The sequence below is a fragment of the Acinetobacter sp. AC1-2 genome (assembly GCF_016124155.1).
In the GTDB taxonomy this organism is placed as follows: domain Bacteria; phylum Pseudomonadota; class Gammaproteobacteria; order Pseudomonadales; family Moraxellaceae; genus Acinetobacter; species Acinetobacter calcoaceticus.
The window spans coordinates 92,147-107,211 of sequence record NZ_JABFFO010000007.1; the positions used below are offsets into that span (position 1 = coordinate 92,147).

Below are 15,065 nucleotides of genomic sequence, written 5' to 3' on the forward strand. Positions count from 1 at the left end.
ACCTCCCTTAATTTATATTACTTACTCATTCCACACACCATCAAAAATCTTCTTTGCTGGTCTTAGCTAAACTCTGCAACAAGATAGCTTTGAGCATTGAGAACACTATTAGCGTCGAAAATGTGATAACAACTCTGTTGTAATCGCTTTATTATGATCAGTAATTTGAGTTTTTTTGGTTTTAGACGGATTAGGATCGATACGTTCAATCTTTATAGCCTTAAATTTCCCCTGATTATCTACAGCGAGAAATTTCACTTTTTCATTTCTTTTCGGCTCCCCTTCTGATGCAGGAAAATCCGAAATATGAAAGAAAATATCTCCTTCAGCCGTTCCAATAAAACCAAATCCTTTGTCAGGATCATATTGTTTAACTTTTCCGGTATAAAACTCTTGCTTCATGATCTTTACCTTACTTTTTCAATACTGTTATTACAGCAGAAAATTAAAAAGAGACTTTCAATCCGCCCTCAAAACTTTACGGTTTGATTAAGTCTCTTTTTATCATTATTTCAAAAATTAGTCTTTTTGGACACTACCAAAAATTTTATCGCCCGCATCACCTAAACCAGGAACAATATAGCCTTGTTCATTTAAGCCATTATCAATAGATGCTGTATAAATCTGTACATCTGGATGAGCAGCTTCAACTTTAGCAACACCTTCTGGGGCAGCAACTAATACCATAACACGTATATCTTTACAGCCACTCGCCTTTAACACATCAATTGCAGCAACTAATGAGTTACCTGTTGCCAACATTGGATCAATAATCATTGCAAGACGATTAGCGACATCTGGAACTAGTTTTTTATAATAAGTACGAACTTCCAATGTTTCTTCATTACGTTCAAGACCTAAAACACTAACCTTTGCACTTGGAATCAGATTAAGTACACCATCTAGCATACCAATTCCTGCACGTAAAATCGGTACAATCGTTATTTTTTTACCAGCAATACGCTGAGTAGTAACAGTTCCAGCCCATCCATTAATTTCACAATCCACAACTGGTAAATCTTTTGTTGCTTCATACGTCAATAACATAGTCACTTCCTGAGCAAGCTCACGGAAATTCTTAGTACTGATGTCAGAACGACGTAACAAACCTAATTTATGACGAATAAGTGGGTGACGAATTTCTTGAATGGCCACAGATGTTACCTAAAAATATAAAAACGTATTTATTATAATCTTTTTTTAATGCCCAATAAAAAAAAGCCTCCAGATTTGGAGGCTTTTTTGTACACTAGGATTATTGTTGTTGTGAAAGCATGAAATGTAATGGAGATAAAATTTCTGCTTTTAATGCCAAATTAATCATTGGATCTGGGTAAACACCCAAAATAATAACTAATGCAGCAGCAGCCAATACCATTAAACCACCTACTTTTTGACCCCAATGAGCATCTGCATCAATACGAGGAGTTTCTGGTGGTGTCATATACATTACAACCATCACACGTAAGTAATAGTACAAACCAATACCACTACCCACAATAATCATTGCAGCCAAGAACCAGTGTTGAGTTGTTACAGCAGCCATTACCACTAAGAACTTACCAATGAAGCCCGCTGTTAATGGAATACCAGCCAAAGATAACATCATGACTGTTAACGTTGCTGTAAGTACTGGACGACGCCAGAACAAACCACGGTAGTCGGCAAGACTTTGTGCTTCATCTACGTTGTTATATGGGCTAGACATTAACGCTACTGCACCAAAAGCACCGATAGTTGTTAATACGTAAGACACCACATATACAGTTACGCTACCCAAGCTCGCATAAGTCATGCTAATTAAAGCAATTAACAAATAACCAAAATGAGCAATAGATGAATAACCAAGAATACGTTTTAAGTTAACTTGACGAACAGCGAGCAAGTTACCAACTAAAATCGACAATACTGCAATGATTGTCAAAATAGTTACTAACGAATCCACCATAATTGCGCCTGAAGCAAGCATATAGCGCACGAACAAACCAATGGTTGCAACTTTAGCAGCGGTCGCCAAGAAAGTTGCCATTGGCGCTGGTGCACCTGCATATACATCTGGTGTCCATTTATGGAATGGCGCAAGCGATAATTTAAATGCAACAGCAAAGATAATAAGTGCTAAACCTAATAACACCATTGGCTGTTTGATTGCACCAAATAACGCCTGTACAGAATCATAGAATGAAAGCGAACCAGTATATGCATAGATGTATGCCATACCCATCAACAGCATTGCAGAAGCTGTCGCTGAAAGTACAAGATATTTAATACCAGCTTCAAGTGAACTACTACGTTGATAGGTATAAGCAAGTAAGCCATATACAGGAATCGACATTAACTCAAGGCTAATGAAGAACGATGCATAGTGAGAACTTGCAACCATCAACATTGCACCTGCTACTGAAGCAAGTAACAAAAGATATAGTTCTTCGCGGTTATCTTTATAAGTTTCGATGTAAGCATGAGACAAAGTACAACAAGCCAATGCCGCAATCAAAATCATAAATTGATAGAACATGGTAAATGGATCAACCATAAACATGCCCATCACATTTGCCGGTACAAACTTACCGCCAAATACTGCAAATAAAATATAAAGTGCAGCGAGGTTTAGACCAACAACAGAAGTTGTTGCGATTAAATTATGATTACGCTTAATAGAAATTAACAGCATGACGACGATTGTTGTCAAAGCAACAATCATCACCGGAGCTAAAGGCATAAGCGTAGAGAGTGATACTGTGAAGTTCATGATTATTGGATCTCCACATGGTCAAGTTGAGTAGCTGTTTGCTGAACAGTTTCAACGACTTCTTGAACTGGCATATAACTATTGACCAACCACTGCATGCTTGAATGAGACATATCCAAGAATGTTTGTGGGTAGATACCAAGCCAAACGAGACCAATCGCACAAATCATCAAAATACCAACTTCACGAGCAGATAAGTCTTTTAGTGGACTAGTGTAGTGTTGCTTTTGTTCAGGGTTTGGTTCACCAAATAAAGCACGGTGAATCAAGATCAAGCCATATAAGCCTGCAAATACAAGGCTGATAGAAGCAAGAATCGTGAAGACAGGATATTTATTAAATGAACCCATCAAAATCAGGAATTCACCGATAAAGTTACCCAAACCTGGCACGCCTACAAGAGCAGCTACGAAGAACATCAAGAAAAATGGCAAGTACTGAAGCTGGCCACGAAGACCACCCATTAAACGTAAATCACGTGTATGTAAACGTTCGTAGATCTGACCAGACATAATGAACAATGCAGCTGATGACAAACCATGTGCCAACATCATGATCATTAGACCTTGGAAGGTCAAAATATTACCTGCGTAGATTGCAAGTAAAATAAAGCCCATGTGTGAAATCGACGTATACGCAAGTAAACGTTTCATGTCAGTTTGCTGGTAAGCACACCATGCGCCGTAGAAAATACCAATCAAACCGAAAATAATCGCAATATCTGCAAACTGAGCAGAAGCTGTCGGGAAGAATGGAATTACAAAACGAAGCAAGCCATAGGCAGCTGTCTTAATCAAGATACCCGCCAAGTCTACAGAACCTGCTGTAGGAGCTTGAGCATGCGCATCCGGCAACCAACCATGTAATGGAAACACTGGTAACTTCACGGCAAAACCAATGAAGAAACAGATCATGAAACCATAAGCTAGGTTCGCAGGTAAGTGGTTGGCTACAGCTAATAAATAGTTGTAATCGAAACCGATCATGCCTGTCATCATGTAGCCATAAACTACAAGACCAAGGATACCGATTAACATCACTAAACCAGCGATCTGCGTGTAAAGGAAGAACTTGGTAGCTGCGTAAACACGTGAACGACCGTTTGAACCTTTATGACCCCATAACGCAATCAAGAAGTAGATTGGTACAAGCATCATCTCCCAGAAGAAGAAGAACAAGAACAGGTCAATCGCTAAGAATACACCGATAACGCCACCTAAGCTCCATAAGAGGTTTAAGTGGAAGAAACCAACGTTCTTTTGAATTTCGCCCCATGAACAACCAACAGCAAGTACACCAAGTAACGCTGTTAATAACACCATGAGTAAAGATAAGCCATCCACAGCAAGGTGAATGCCGATACCGAGTGATTGAATCCACGGTAAATAGAACTCAGCAGTCCAAGTTGGGATTTTTGAACCCAACTCATAGCTATAAGTTCCACTTTGCCAAAGTGCAAGACCTAAGCCCAAAGTAATGAGCATACCAATTAAGGCAATCCAGCGTGGCAAAGTTTTGTCGAGCTTATCGACTAACCAACAAATAAAACCAGCAATGAACGGAACAAGAATCAGCGCGGGTAAAATTAAATTGTTTTCCATTTTATTTCCCCACTACCTGAATAACGATCAAGATCATCAATAACACCACTACACCGAGTGACATACTTGATGCGTATTCACGCAATGAACCGGTTTGACGTGAGCTTGTAAAACTATTTCCGCCTTTCACAAGTGCAGGAAGAACTAACCACAAACTGTCAATCGGATCACGGCCAAAGATTTTGGCGAAGAATAAATAAGGTTTAACAAAAACGATGTCATACAATGCATCAAAACCAAAAGCAGTACGGCAAATATGTGCCAGACCTGCACCCAAACTTGTTTGAGCGAATGATTTCACTGCACCATAAGCAAATGTAAATAATGCTATACCAACAACTAGACCAACTAGCGCAATTCCTACTGCTAAATGCTCTGCCCCATGCATGCCTTCTACAAATTGTTCAGCCACATGGAATTCAGGAATTTTTGCAGTATTAAGAATACCAGCTACAGGTGCTTTTAATACGGCACCAACAAAAGTAGACAGTACAGCTAAAATGCCCAATGGAGCCCAGTACGTTGCACCTTTAATTTCATGGTAAGGCGTGTTTTCTTGACCAAAGAATACAACCCAGATTAAACGGAATGTATAAATCGAAGTCAGGAATGCACCTGCTACACCCACCCAATATAAGGTGTGGTATAAAGCAACTGATTGGCCTTGTACCCAAACTTCACCAAGAATCGCATCTTTAGAGAAGAAGCCAATCGTCAAGAATGGAATAGCTGCTAATGCACCGCCACCGATCGCGAAACAAGCAAACAGGAATTTGTTACGTTTGAACAAGCCACCCATTTTGAAAATGTTTTGCTCGTGGTGGTAAGCCAGAATCACCGCACCAGAAGACAAGAATAATAATGCCTTAAAGAATGCGTGAGCCAACATGTGGAACAAGCCAGCTTGATAAGCTTCAGCACCTACAGCCATAAACATATAGCCAAGCTGACTCATTGTTGAGTAAGCCAAGATACGTTTGATGTCTGTTTGAACGAGTGCGGCAAAACCTGCAACTAGCAAAGTCACGGCACCTGTTACCGAAATGAATTGCATCACTTCAGGCGCAAGTTCAAATACGCTGAATAGACGGCAGCATAAATACACACCAGCCGTTACCATTGTTGCAGCGTGGATTAATGCAGAAACAGGTGTTGGACCTGCCATTGCATCTGCCAACCATGTTTGCAATGGAATTTGAGCAGATTTACCAGCCGCACCCAAGAACAACATTAATGCAGTCCAGATGGTAAGTGACGAACTCTTCGTCATTACTTCTGCTGCATGTTCAACGATGTACTGAGTATTCAACGTACCAAATTGTTGGTAAAGCAAGAATAAAGCAATAAGTAAGAATACGTCACCTACGCGGGTAACTGTAAATGCTTTGATCGCAGCCCAACCATTTGCAGGGTTTGCATAATAGAAACCGATAAGCAAATAAGAGCAAAGACCTACGCCTTCCCACCCTAAGAATAACAACGCCAAGTTGTCGCCTAATACAAGCACAAGCATGCTGGCAACAAACAGGTTGAAATAAGAGAAGAAGCGCGCATAACCTTCTTCACCACGCATGTACCATGATGCAAAGATGTGGATTAAGAAACCAACACCCGTAACCATGCCCATCATGAGTAAAGATAAGCCATCTAAATGTAAGCTAATGCCCGGCGCAAAACCGCCAACATTGAACCATGTCCACAGATTTTGAACAAAAACTTGCTGACCACTTGTGGTAAATGCCATTCCAGCAATCAATGCAAATAATGCAGATAAACCTACAGAACCCACACCAATAATTGCTGCAACATTTTCAGAGAGTTTGTCTCGTCCTGCCGCCAATAAAATAAAACCGATTAGCGGAAATAATACTGTTAGATATAAATAACTCATCCGCGCATCTCACTAGCAGCATCCACATCCAAATGATGGAAGCGATGATAGAACTGAAGGACAATCGCAAGACCGATACATGCCTCTGCTGCTGCAAGGGTCAAAATCAGAATGAACATAACTTGTCCATCTGGTTGTGCCCATACGCTACCCGCAAGAACAAATGCCAATGCAGCAGCATTCATCATGACCTCAAGGCTCATTAACATAAATAATAGGTTGCGTCGCACCATTACACCGTAAAAACCGAGTGCAAAAAGGATGGTTGCAACAATCAAACCATGTTCTAAAGGAATCTGGCCCATTATTCTTTTTCCTCTTCTGCACCTGGTTCACGTTTACCTAAGTGGTATGCTGCAACAAGGGCTGCTAGCAATAACATCGCGGCAACTTCAACCAATAGTAAATAGTGAGTAAAGAGTGCTTGACCAACTACTTTTGGTCCAATCACTTGTGCCCCAAGTGGTGCTGAAATTGTGGTGTATTCACCACCAAGCATCCAAACCAAAAGCAAGCCGAGTAAGAAACTCATGAGTGCTGGGTATGCCCAAGCATCTGAAGAAAGCCATTTACGTTCTTGTTCTACAGTGTGTTGACCTAAATTCAACATCATCACCACGAAGACAAACAGAACCATAATTGCTCCGGCATAAACAATGATTTCAAGAGCACCTGCAAAAGGCGCCCCCACGATCATGAAAATACCAGCAACAGCAAGCAATGAAACAATTAGACTAAGTAAAGCGTGTACAGGGTTCGTGTTAGTCACTACACGAACCGTAGAAACGATGGCCACGAGTGCCATCAAATAAAACGGCCACATCATGGTAATAGACTCCGTACATCGATTGGTGCACTTTCTTTCTGCGCCTGACCTTTCTCTTTACCGTTAATTGCCATACCAGCTACACGGTAGAAGTTGTAGTCTGGGTATTTACCCGGACCTGAAATGAGTAAGTTTTCTTTCTCATAAACCAAGTCTTGACGTACATATTCACCAAGTTCGAAATCTGGTGTCATCTGAATCGCAGTTGTTGGACAAGCCTCTTCACACATACCGCAGAAAATACAGCGTGAAAAGTTGATACGGAAAAATTCCGGATACCAACGTCCATCTTCTGTTTCTGCTTTTTGTAATGAGATACAGCCAACTGGACACGCAACCGCACATAGGTTACATGCCACACAACGCTCTTCCCCATCTGGGTCGCGCGTCAACACAATACGACCACGAAAGCGTGGCGGCACAATCTGTTCAGCCGGTACTTCTGGATATAAAATCGTGTCACGTTTACGCGTTACATGGCTAAATACCATAAATAACGAACGTACAATCGATCCGAATCCAGCTAGAAATTTATACATTTTGTACTCCCTGCTGTCCTAGGCCTGATTCATCAGAATCACAGCACCAGTCACTAACAAGTTGACCAACGCCAATGGCAAACAAATTTTCCAACCAAAGTTCATGACTTGGTCATAACGTGGACGCATTAAAGAACCACGAGCCAAAACAAACATCATTACAAAGAATGCTGTTTTAATCACAAACCAGAATACTGGCGGAACAAATGGAATTTCTAAATTGAATGGCGCTAACCAGCCACCGAAGAATAAAGTTACGATCAATGCAGAAATAAGTACCACGTTGACATATTCAGCAACGAAGAACATACCCCATTTCATACCACCATATTCAACATGGTAACCTTCAGCCAATTCTTGTTCTGCTTCTGGTTGGTCAAATGGATGACGGTGAGTTACCGCAACACCAGCAACCACAAAAATCAAGAAACCTAAGAATTGTGGAATGACGAACCAAACATCGCGTTGTGCTTCAACAATTTCACGAAGGTTAAATGAGCCTGCAATTGCAACCACACCCATCAATGAGATACCCAAGAACACTTCATAAGAAATGGTTTGAGCAGCTGAACGTAAACCACCAAGCAATGAGTATTTGTTATTTGAAGCCCAGCCACCAAACAATACTGCATAGACTGCAATACCAGCCATTGCCATGAAGAACAACAAACCGATACTCATGTCGGCAACACCCAGTGAAGGACTCACCGGGATAACCATGAATGAAAGAACCGCTGTTGCCATTGCAACAGCTGGTGCTAAACGGAATGTAAGCTTGTCAGCAAATTTTGGTGTCCAGTCTTCTTTGAACATGATCTTGAGCATGTCGGCAACGATCTGGAACATACCACCAGGACCAACACGGTTTGGACCATAACGGTCTTGCCACAAAGCAAGCAAACGACGTTCAATAAAAGACATCAACGCTGCAACTAAAACAACCACAAGCAAAATCACAACTGCTTGAACTACAGCATAGGCAATTGGCCAGTTCTCAGCCCAAAGTGGCGTTTGACGTATAATTTCTTGATTCATGAATTACACTCCTAAAGCCACTGAAACAGGCTCAGCTAGTGACACCATTGGTGCTAAACCAACTGGGTAACCAATATAACCTGTAGGTAAATATTCAATTACTTGTACAGGCAAGCTCACACTGGTTTCGCCTGCTTTTACTGTAATGCGTTGACCTTCTTGAAGATTCAAACGACTTGCATCTTGTTCGCCCACTGCAAACATAGCTTCTGGAATACGAGTTTCCATTGCAGGTGTTTTAGTAGTGAATTCACCAGAACCAAAAATATGATGCATTGGTACTAAGCGGAAACTTTCAGGGTTTGCAACTACCGCTACTGGAGCAACATAGCTACGTGCAGGGCGTTTTGCCAAGCGATCGAATAAACGAATACCTGAATCACCACCTTTTAAGTGACCACCCACTTCATCTTGGTATTTGTTCCAAGATTGTGGAGAGTTCCAGCCCGGAGCCCATGCAAATGGTACTAATGATGATGCTTTTTGCGGACCAACATAACCTTCCATTGAGAATGTTAATGCTGAATCTAGATCTGTAGGCTGTTTAGGCTCATGAACCGATAACGGCGCACGCATTGCTGTACGACCTGAATAACGACGTGGTTCACGTGCAATTTTCAAACCATGTACACGGTAACCTGCATCAGGCGCCACATCTTGAATAGCTTCAAGTACTGGTACATTTTTTACGATGCTTTCAATCACATCATCAAGCAATGTCCAGTCTACGGCTTTACCTTTAATGCCAGTTTCAATGGCATGTAACCAACGCCATGATTCTTTAATTGCATATTCAGGTTTGTAGTAACTTGGATCGTAAACTTGATAGAAACGCTGTGCACGACCTTCTTGGCTTACAACAGTACCGTCACCTTCGGCAAAGCTTGCTGCTGAAAGTACAATATCAGCCTGTTTCACAGTTTCAGTTTCACTGTGATCAAGCACAATTACTGTTTCAGCTTTATCAAGTGCAGCCTGCACTTGTACAGCAGGTAAGCGACGGAACAAGTCATTTTCAACAATAACAAGTGTGTCGTAGTCTTGAGCAAATGCTTGTTCGAGGCTTAAGCCACCAAACAATGCTAAGCCCATCGAGTTCACTTCAGGAACCACAAGACTTAAACCAGCTTTAGAACCTAAGTTCTGAGTCAACTCAGCCGCAGCTTCCATAATAGAAGCATCTTGCAAGCTAGTACCCGCAATGATTAATGGCTTGTTTGCTGCTTTTAACGTATCAGCAATGGTTTGAGCAAATGCTTTTGCATCGTCATCTAAACCATTCACTGTTTCGCCTTTCACTGCCGCAGCTACTGCAAAACCTAAACGAGCAATGTCATTTGGAGAAGCAACAACTTCACCAGTTGCAACATCGGCAAGACGAGTTTGAGTTGCAGCCAAGATATAGATCGGAGATTTTGCTTCTTGACCAATACGTTGTACAGGCTCAGCCAACCAGTCTGGGGTACGTGTTTTTGCAGCCATTTCACGAGCTTTGTTTTTCGCAGCTTGACGAACTGACAAGGCCATACGTGGTGCAGTTTGAGTCAGGTCTTCACCTAAAATCAAGACGGCATCATAGCTTTCGATTTCACGCATGTTCGGGTTGTAAATGCCCTCTGTTTGCATGATAGATGCAGCAAGTTCAACAAGTTTTTGCTCTTTTTGTGCAACACCAGTTGAGTAATTTGCCTGACCTACAAGCTCACGTAATGCATAGTTCGATTCCAAGCTTGCGCGCGGAGAACCGATACCCAAAACTTTTTTGCCTTGAAGCTTCTCAATCGTTTGATCTAAAGCTTGATCGACAGAAACAGTTGCAACAGTTTCACTGTTACGGAACTGAGGCTGACGTGGACGGTCTGCACGGTTTACATAACCTGTGCCAAAGCGACCTTTGTCACAAAGGAAGTATTGGTTAACCGAACCATTGAAACGGTTTTCTACACGACGGATTTCACCATAGCGTTCACCCGGAGAAATGTTACAGCCAGAAGAACAGCCTTGACACACGCTTGGTGCATACTGCATGTCCCATTTACGGTTATAACGCTCTGAATGTGTCTTATCAGTGAATACACCTGTTGGACATACTTCAGTCAAGTTACCTGAGAATTCAGACTCTAAAGTACCTGATTCAGGACGACCGAAATACACACGAGATGCATTAGCATACACACCAAAGTCCGTACCGCCCGCATAGTCGTTGTAGTAACGAACACAACGGTAACAAGCAATACAGCGGTTCATTTCATGTGCAATGAATGAGCCGAGTTCTTGGTTGTAATGCGTACGCTTTGTAAAACGGTAGCGACGACGGTCATGACCAGTCATCACAGTCATATCTTGTAAATGACAGTGACCACCCTCTTCACAGACTGGACAGTCGTGTGGGTGATTCGTCATCAAAAATTCAACAATAGATGCACGGAAATCTGTTGCTTCTTTGTCTTCAATCGAGATATAGGTATTGTCAGATGCTGGTGTCATGCATGACATGACCAAACGACCACGCGTATCTTCTGGATTCGCATATTGCGTAACAGCACATTGACGGCAAGAACCAACCGAACCTAAGGATGGATGCCAACAAAAATATGGGATGTCGATGCCCAGACTCAAACATGCTTGTAGCAAGTTTTCCGAGCCGTTGACTTCATACGATTTTCCATCGACATGAATTGTAGCCATAAGTCGAATTCCTTAAGCTTGTTCTACGTTGCTGGTTTGCACGACAGGACGAGTCGTCACTTTCGCTTCAAACTCACCACGGAAATGTTTGAGTGCGCCCATAAGCGGCTCCATCGCACCTGGTGCGTGGGCACAGAAAGTTTTACCAATCCATAATTTACGAGTCAATTCTTGTAAATGATCGATATCTTCTTTCTTACCTTCGCCTACTTCAAGTGCTTTAAGCGCTTTAACAGCCCATGGCAAACCATCACGACATGGTGTACAGAAACCACATGATTCGCGCGCAAAGAACTCTTCTAAGTTACGAGTGAGCGATACCATACATTGAGTTTCGTCAACCACCATCAATAAACATGTTCCCAAACGAGAACCTGCTTTCATAATCGTGTCTGCATCCATTGGTAAATCAATGGTATCAGCCGGTAAAAAGTCAGTTGAAGCACCACCCGGTAACCATGCTTTGAGCTTTAAGCCCTCACGCATACCACCAGCATGATCTTCAATCACTTCACGTGCAGTTGTACCAAATGGCAACTCCCAAAGACCTGGGAATTTTACTTTACCTGATGCACCATAAATTTTAGTGCCTGGGTCTTTTGATTTACCTGCTGATAAACCGATATACCACTCTGGACCACGAAGCATAATTGCTGGCAAGTTGTTATAAGTTTCAACGTTGTTCACAATTGTTGGACGACCCCATGCCCCTGCAACTTGCGGGAATGGCGGCTTAGTACGTGGGTTTGCACGACGGCCTTCGAGTGAGTTAATCAATGCAGTTTCTTCACCACAGATATAACGCCCTGCACCCGTATGTACATGCAAATCAAAATTCCAGCCAGAACCTAAAATGTTTTCGCCTAAATAACCTTTAGCACGAATCTGTTCTAATGCTTCATTTAAGTATTGAGCTGCCTCAATATATTCACCACGGATAAAGATATAACCTTGAGTTGCCTCTAAGGTATAACCCGCGATCAACATACCTTCGATCAATTGATGTGGAAGTTTTTCCATCAACAAACGGTCTTTAAAAGTACCCGGCTCCATTTCATCGGCATTACAGATCAAATAACGTGGACCACCATCATTTGGTGCCATTAATGACCATTTAATACCTGCTGGGAAACCCGCACCACCACGACCTTTTACAGTTGCAGCTTTAATGACGTCTAACACTTCAGCAGGTTTCATGCCTAATGCTTTTTTAAAGCCAGCATAACCTTCAAGTGCTTCGTAATCATCAGCACCACGAACTTCTTCACGTTTACTTAAACGCCAAGTGAGCGGATGAGTTTCTGGATTACCGTCGCCATAAATTGGTTTTGGTTCAGTATTCATACATACTTCTCCAATAACTGTTTAATTGATGTCACTTCGACTAAACCGTGAGTATCTTCATCAATCATTAAAGTTGGGCCTTTGTCGCAGTTGCCTAGGCAGCAAATTGGAAGCAGTGTAAAACGACCATCTGGTGTCGTTTGACCATACTGAATTCCTAATTCGCGCTGGAATGCTTCAGCAAGTGTTTCTGCACCCATTAAGAAGCAAGCAATTGAGTCACAAAGCAAAATCACGTGACGACCTACCGGGTGGCGATAGATACGGTTGTAAAATGTTGCAACACCTTCCAAATCAGCAACACTCATCGACAATAACTGTGCGATGGCATTCATTTGAGCGTCATCTACCCAACCATTACGGCGTTGTACACACTTCAATGCATCCAAAGAGGCTGCACGAGGGTATGGATAGTGACCAATGTGATGTTCGATGTCGTGAATTTCTTCCGCAGTCAAAATCCCTTCAACATTCACACGTGGCTTTTTATCAGTCAAAATCATCATTATGTGTTACCTCTTAGCGATCCACGTCAGCCATAACCACGTCAATGGTCGCCAGATAAATGATTAAGTCAGATACCAAACTGCCGTTAATCACTGCAGGCATTTGCTGTAAGTGAGTAAACGTCGGTGTACGAATACGAGTACGATAACTCATCGTCGATTTATCTGAAGTCAAGTAATACGTACTTGCACCTTTAACCACTTCAGTCATAAATGATGACTCGCCCGCTGGCATGACAGGACCCCATGAAACGCTCAAGAAGTGCGTAATCAAGGTTTCAATATCTTGTAATGTCTTATCTTTCGGTGGTGGAACAGCCAATGGATGATCCGCTTTATATGGACCAGAAGGCATGTTATCCAAACACTGTTGAATAATTTTTAACGACTCAGTAATTTCACGGAAGTGAACGAGTACACGTGCATATGCATCGCCTTCATACTCAACTGGCACATCAAAATCGAAGTTTTCATAGCCACTGTATGGACGATATTTACGAACGTCAAAATCGATACCTGTCGCACGTAAACCAGTACCAGTTACACCCCATGCGAGTGCAGACTTGGCATCGTATTGTGCAACGTTACGCGTACGACCAATAAACACAGAGTTTTTCAATGCTGCTGTGTAGTATTCGTTTAAGCGCTTAGGCATCCACTCTAGCAATTCTTTAACAAGTTTTTGCCAGTTATTTGGAAGATCGTGTGCTGTACCACCAATACGGAACCATGCTGGATGCATACGGTAACCCGTGATTGCTTCAACAATGTCGTAAACTTTTTGACGGTCTGCGAACATATAGAATACTGGTGTCATACCACCGGCATCCTGAATTGCCGTACCACAGAACAACAAGTGGTTATTAATACGGAATAATTCGTTCAACATGACACGAATGACTTGAGCACGTTCAGGAACTTTGATTCCTGCCATTTGCTCTACAGCCATCACATACGGCATGTTCTGAGCACAACCACCTAAGTAGTCAACACGGTCAGTATAAGGAATGAAAGAATGCCATGTTTGACGTTCAGCCATCTTTTCCACACCACGGTGGTGATAACCGATATCAGGAACACAGTCCTTCACTTCTTCGCCATCTAACTGCAATACAACACGGAACGCACCATGTGCAGATGGATGGTTAGGACCCAAGTTCAGGAACATAAAGTCTTCGTCAGCATTACCGCGTTTAAGACCCCAGTCTTCTGGCACAAAACGTAAGTGCTCTTGTTCAAAGTCTTGTTTCGCTTTGTCTTGCATGTACGGCGTATATTCTGTCGCACGTGCTGAATATTCTTTACGTAACGGATGACCTTCCCAGTACGTTGGCAACAAGATACGACGGAGCATTGGATGCCCTTCGAAATTGATACCGAACATATCGTAAGCTTCACGTTCATACCAGTTGGCATTTGGCCAGATATTGGTCGCTGTCGGAAGGTTAAGATCATTTTCGTTCAAGGCAACCTTGATACGAATGTCACTATTACGCTCAAGCGATAATAAATGATAGAACACAGTGAAGTCAGATGCTGGTAAACCATCACGATGAACACGTAAACGCTCATCCATCGCAGATAAGTCAAACAGCATTACATATGGACGTTCCACTTTACGTAGGAACATAAGGACTTCTTGCACGCGTGCGCGCTCAACCCAGACTGTTGGAAACTCTTCAAAAGTCGCCTGCACGTAAAAGTTCTCACCAAATTTGGTTTTGAGTTCTTCTACGATTGCAAATGCTGGGCGTGAATCAACTGGTGTTGACTCTGGCATAGCAATGTCAGTTTCAGCCATTGGCTTGGCTTCCTATTTAATACAAATTCTGTCAATTTTCTCGATGAACATATCGGTTAGATATGTCAAAGCACCGTCAAAA

The 15,065-nt window shown here is 42.2% G+C and carries 13 protein-coding genes; all 13 read right to left on the bottom strand.

Annotated elements, in window-relative coordinates; translation table 11 throughout:
- Positions 1–108 precede the first annotated feature (108 nt).
- The 13 genes from HL290_RS16930 to nuoC all read right to left on the bottom strand — a co-directional run bounded on the left by HL290_RS16930 (position 109) and on the right by nuoC (position 14,983).
- Complete coding sequence (locus HL290_RS16930) at positions 109–402, bottom strand: cold shock domain-containing protein (RefSeq protein ID WP_005042841.1); 294 nt, start codon at positions 400–402, stop codon at positions 109–111.
- A gap of 117 nt (positions 403–519) precedes the next feature.
- Entirely contained in the window at positions 520–1,155 is a 636-nt protein-coding gene (upp, locus tag HL290_RS16935) for a uracil phosphoribosyltransferase (protein WP_003653460.1), read from the bottom strand.
- 100 nt (positions 1,156–1,255) lie between these two features.
- Positions 1,256–2,752 carry an NADH-quinone oxidoreductase subunit NuoN gene (gene nuoN / locus HL290_RS16940; RefSeq protein ID WP_003653461.1) on the bottom strand — a complete coding sequence of 499 codons (1,497 nt, stop codon included), beginning with the start codon at positions 2,750–2,752 and terminating at the stop codon, positions 1,256–1,258.
- A 2-nt stretch (positions 2,753–2,754) separates the two neighbouring features.
- Positions 2,755–4,353, bottom strand: coding sequence for an NADH-quinone oxidoreductase subunit M (nuoM, locus tag HL290_RS16945; RefSeq protein ID WP_003653463.1), 1,599 nt, complete (start codon positions 4,351–4,353; stop codon positions 2,755–2,757).
- A 1-nt stretch (position 4,354) separates the two neighbouring features.
- Positions 4,355–6,244 (bottom strand): NADH-quinone oxidoreductase subunit L, encoded by a 1,890-nt coding sequence (nuoL, locus tag HL290_RS16950; RefSeq protein ID WP_003653465.1) that lies wholly within the window; start codon positions 6,242–6,244, stop codon positions 4,355–4,357.
- Positions 6,241–6,549, bottom strand: a complete 309-nt coding sequence (gene nuoK / locus HL290_RS16955; protein WP_003653467.1) for an NADH-quinone oxidoreductase subunit NuoK — start codon at positions 6,547–6,549, stop codon at positions 6,241–6,243. The genes nuoL and nuoK overlap by 4 nt, the downstream gene beginning before the upstream one ends.
- Complete coding sequence (nuoJ, locus tag HL290_RS16960) at positions 6,549–7,067, bottom strand: NADH-quinone oxidoreductase subunit J (protein WP_014205902.1); 519 nt, start codon at positions 7,065–7,067, stop codon at positions 6,549–6,551. Before nuoJ ends, nuoK begins: the two co-directional genes overlap by 1 nt.
- Complete coding sequence (nuoI, locus tag HL290_RS16965) at positions 7,067–7,609, bottom strand: NADH-quinone oxidoreductase subunit NuoI (RefSeq protein WP_003653469.1); 543 nt, start codon at positions 7,607–7,609, stop codon at positions 7,067–7,069. The genes nuoJ and nuoI overlap by 1 nt, the downstream gene beginning before the upstream one ends.
- An 18-nt stretch (positions 7,610–7,627) precedes the next feature.
- The gene (nuoH, locus tag HL290_RS16970) at positions 7,628–8,644 is read right to left on the bottom strand and encodes an NADH-quinone oxidoreductase subunit NuoH (RefSeq protein ID WP_003653472.1); all 1,017 of its coding nucleotides are present in this window, start codon (positions 8,642–8,644) and stop codon (positions 7,628–7,630) included.
- A 3-nt stretch (positions 8,645–8,647) separates the two neighbouring features.
- Entirely contained in the window at positions 8,648–11,332 is a 2,685-nt protein-coding gene (gene nuoG / locus HL290_RS16975; protein WP_198497074.1) for an NADH-quinone oxidoreductase subunit NuoG, read from the bottom strand.
- A gap of 12 nt (positions 11,333–11,344) precedes the next feature.
- Entirely contained in the window at positions 11,345–12,676 is a 1,332-nt protein-coding gene (gene nuoF, locus HL290_RS16980) for an NADH-quinone oxidoreductase subunit NuoF (RefSeq protein ID WP_003653475.1), read from the bottom strand.
- Entirely contained in the window at positions 12,673–13,182 is a 510-nt protein-coding gene (nuoE, locus tag HL290_RS16985; protein ID WP_003653477.1) for an NADH-quinone oxidoreductase subunit NuoE, read from the bottom strand. Before nuoE ends, nuoF begins: the two co-directional genes overlap by 4 nt.
- Before the next feature lie 13 nt (positions 13,183–13,195).
- Positions 13,196–14,983: an NADH-quinone oxidoreductase subunit C/D gene (nuoC, locus tag HL290_RS16990; RefSeq protein ID WP_016139137.1), complete on the bottom strand. Its 1,788-nt coding sequence runs from the start codon at positions 14,981–14,983 to the stop codon at positions 13,196–13,198.
- Positions 14,984–15,065 lie beyond the last annotated feature (82 nt).

Bases quoted from the DNA above. Each gene is read 5' to 3' on its own strand.
- nuoM (WP_003653463.1), bottom strand. From the start codon at position 4,353: ATGGAAAACAATTTAATTTTACCCGCGCTGATTCTTGTTCCGTTCATT.
- nuoI (WP_003653469.1), bottom strand. From the start codon at position 7,609: ATGTATAAATTTCTAGCTGGATTCGGATCGATTGTACGTTCGTTATTT.
- nuoJ (WP_014205902.1), bottom strand. From the start codon at position 7,067: ATGTGGCCGTTTTATTTGATGGCACTCGTGGCCATCGTTTCTACGGTT.
- nuoH (WP_003653472.1), bottom strand. From the start codon at position 8,644: ATGAATCAAGAAATTATACGTCAAACGCCACTTTGGGCTGAGAACTGG.
- nuoE (WP_003653477.1), bottom strand. From the start codon at position 13,182: ATGATGATTTTGACTGATAAAAAGCCACGTGTGAATGTTGAAGGGATT.
- HL290_RS16930 (WP_005042841.1), bottom strand. From the start codon at position 402: ATGAAGCAAGAGTTTTATACCGGAAAAGTTAAACAATATGATCCTGAC.
- nuoL (WP_003653465.1), bottom strand. From the start codon at position 6,244: ATGAGTTATTTATATCTAACAGTATTATTTCCGCTAATCGGTTTTATT.
- nuoN (WP_003653461.1), bottom strand. From the start codon at position 2,752: ATGAACTTCACAGTATCACTCTCTACGCTTATGCCTTTAGCTCCGGTG.
- nuoF (WP_003653475.1), bottom strand. From the start codon at position 12,676: ATGAATACTGAACCAAAACCAATTTATGGCGACGGTAATCCAGAAACT.
- nuoK (WP_003653467.1), bottom strand. From the start codon at position 6,549: ATGGGCCAGATTCCTTTAGAACATGGTTTGATTGTTGCAACCATCCTT.
- nuoG (WP_198497074.1), bottom strand. From the start codon at position 11,332: ATGGCTACAATTCATGTCGATGGAAAATCGTATGAAGTCAACGGCTCG.
- nuoC (WP_016139137.1), bottom strand. From the start codon at position 14,983: ATGGCTGAAACTGACATTGCTATGCCAGAGTCAACACCAGTTGATTCA.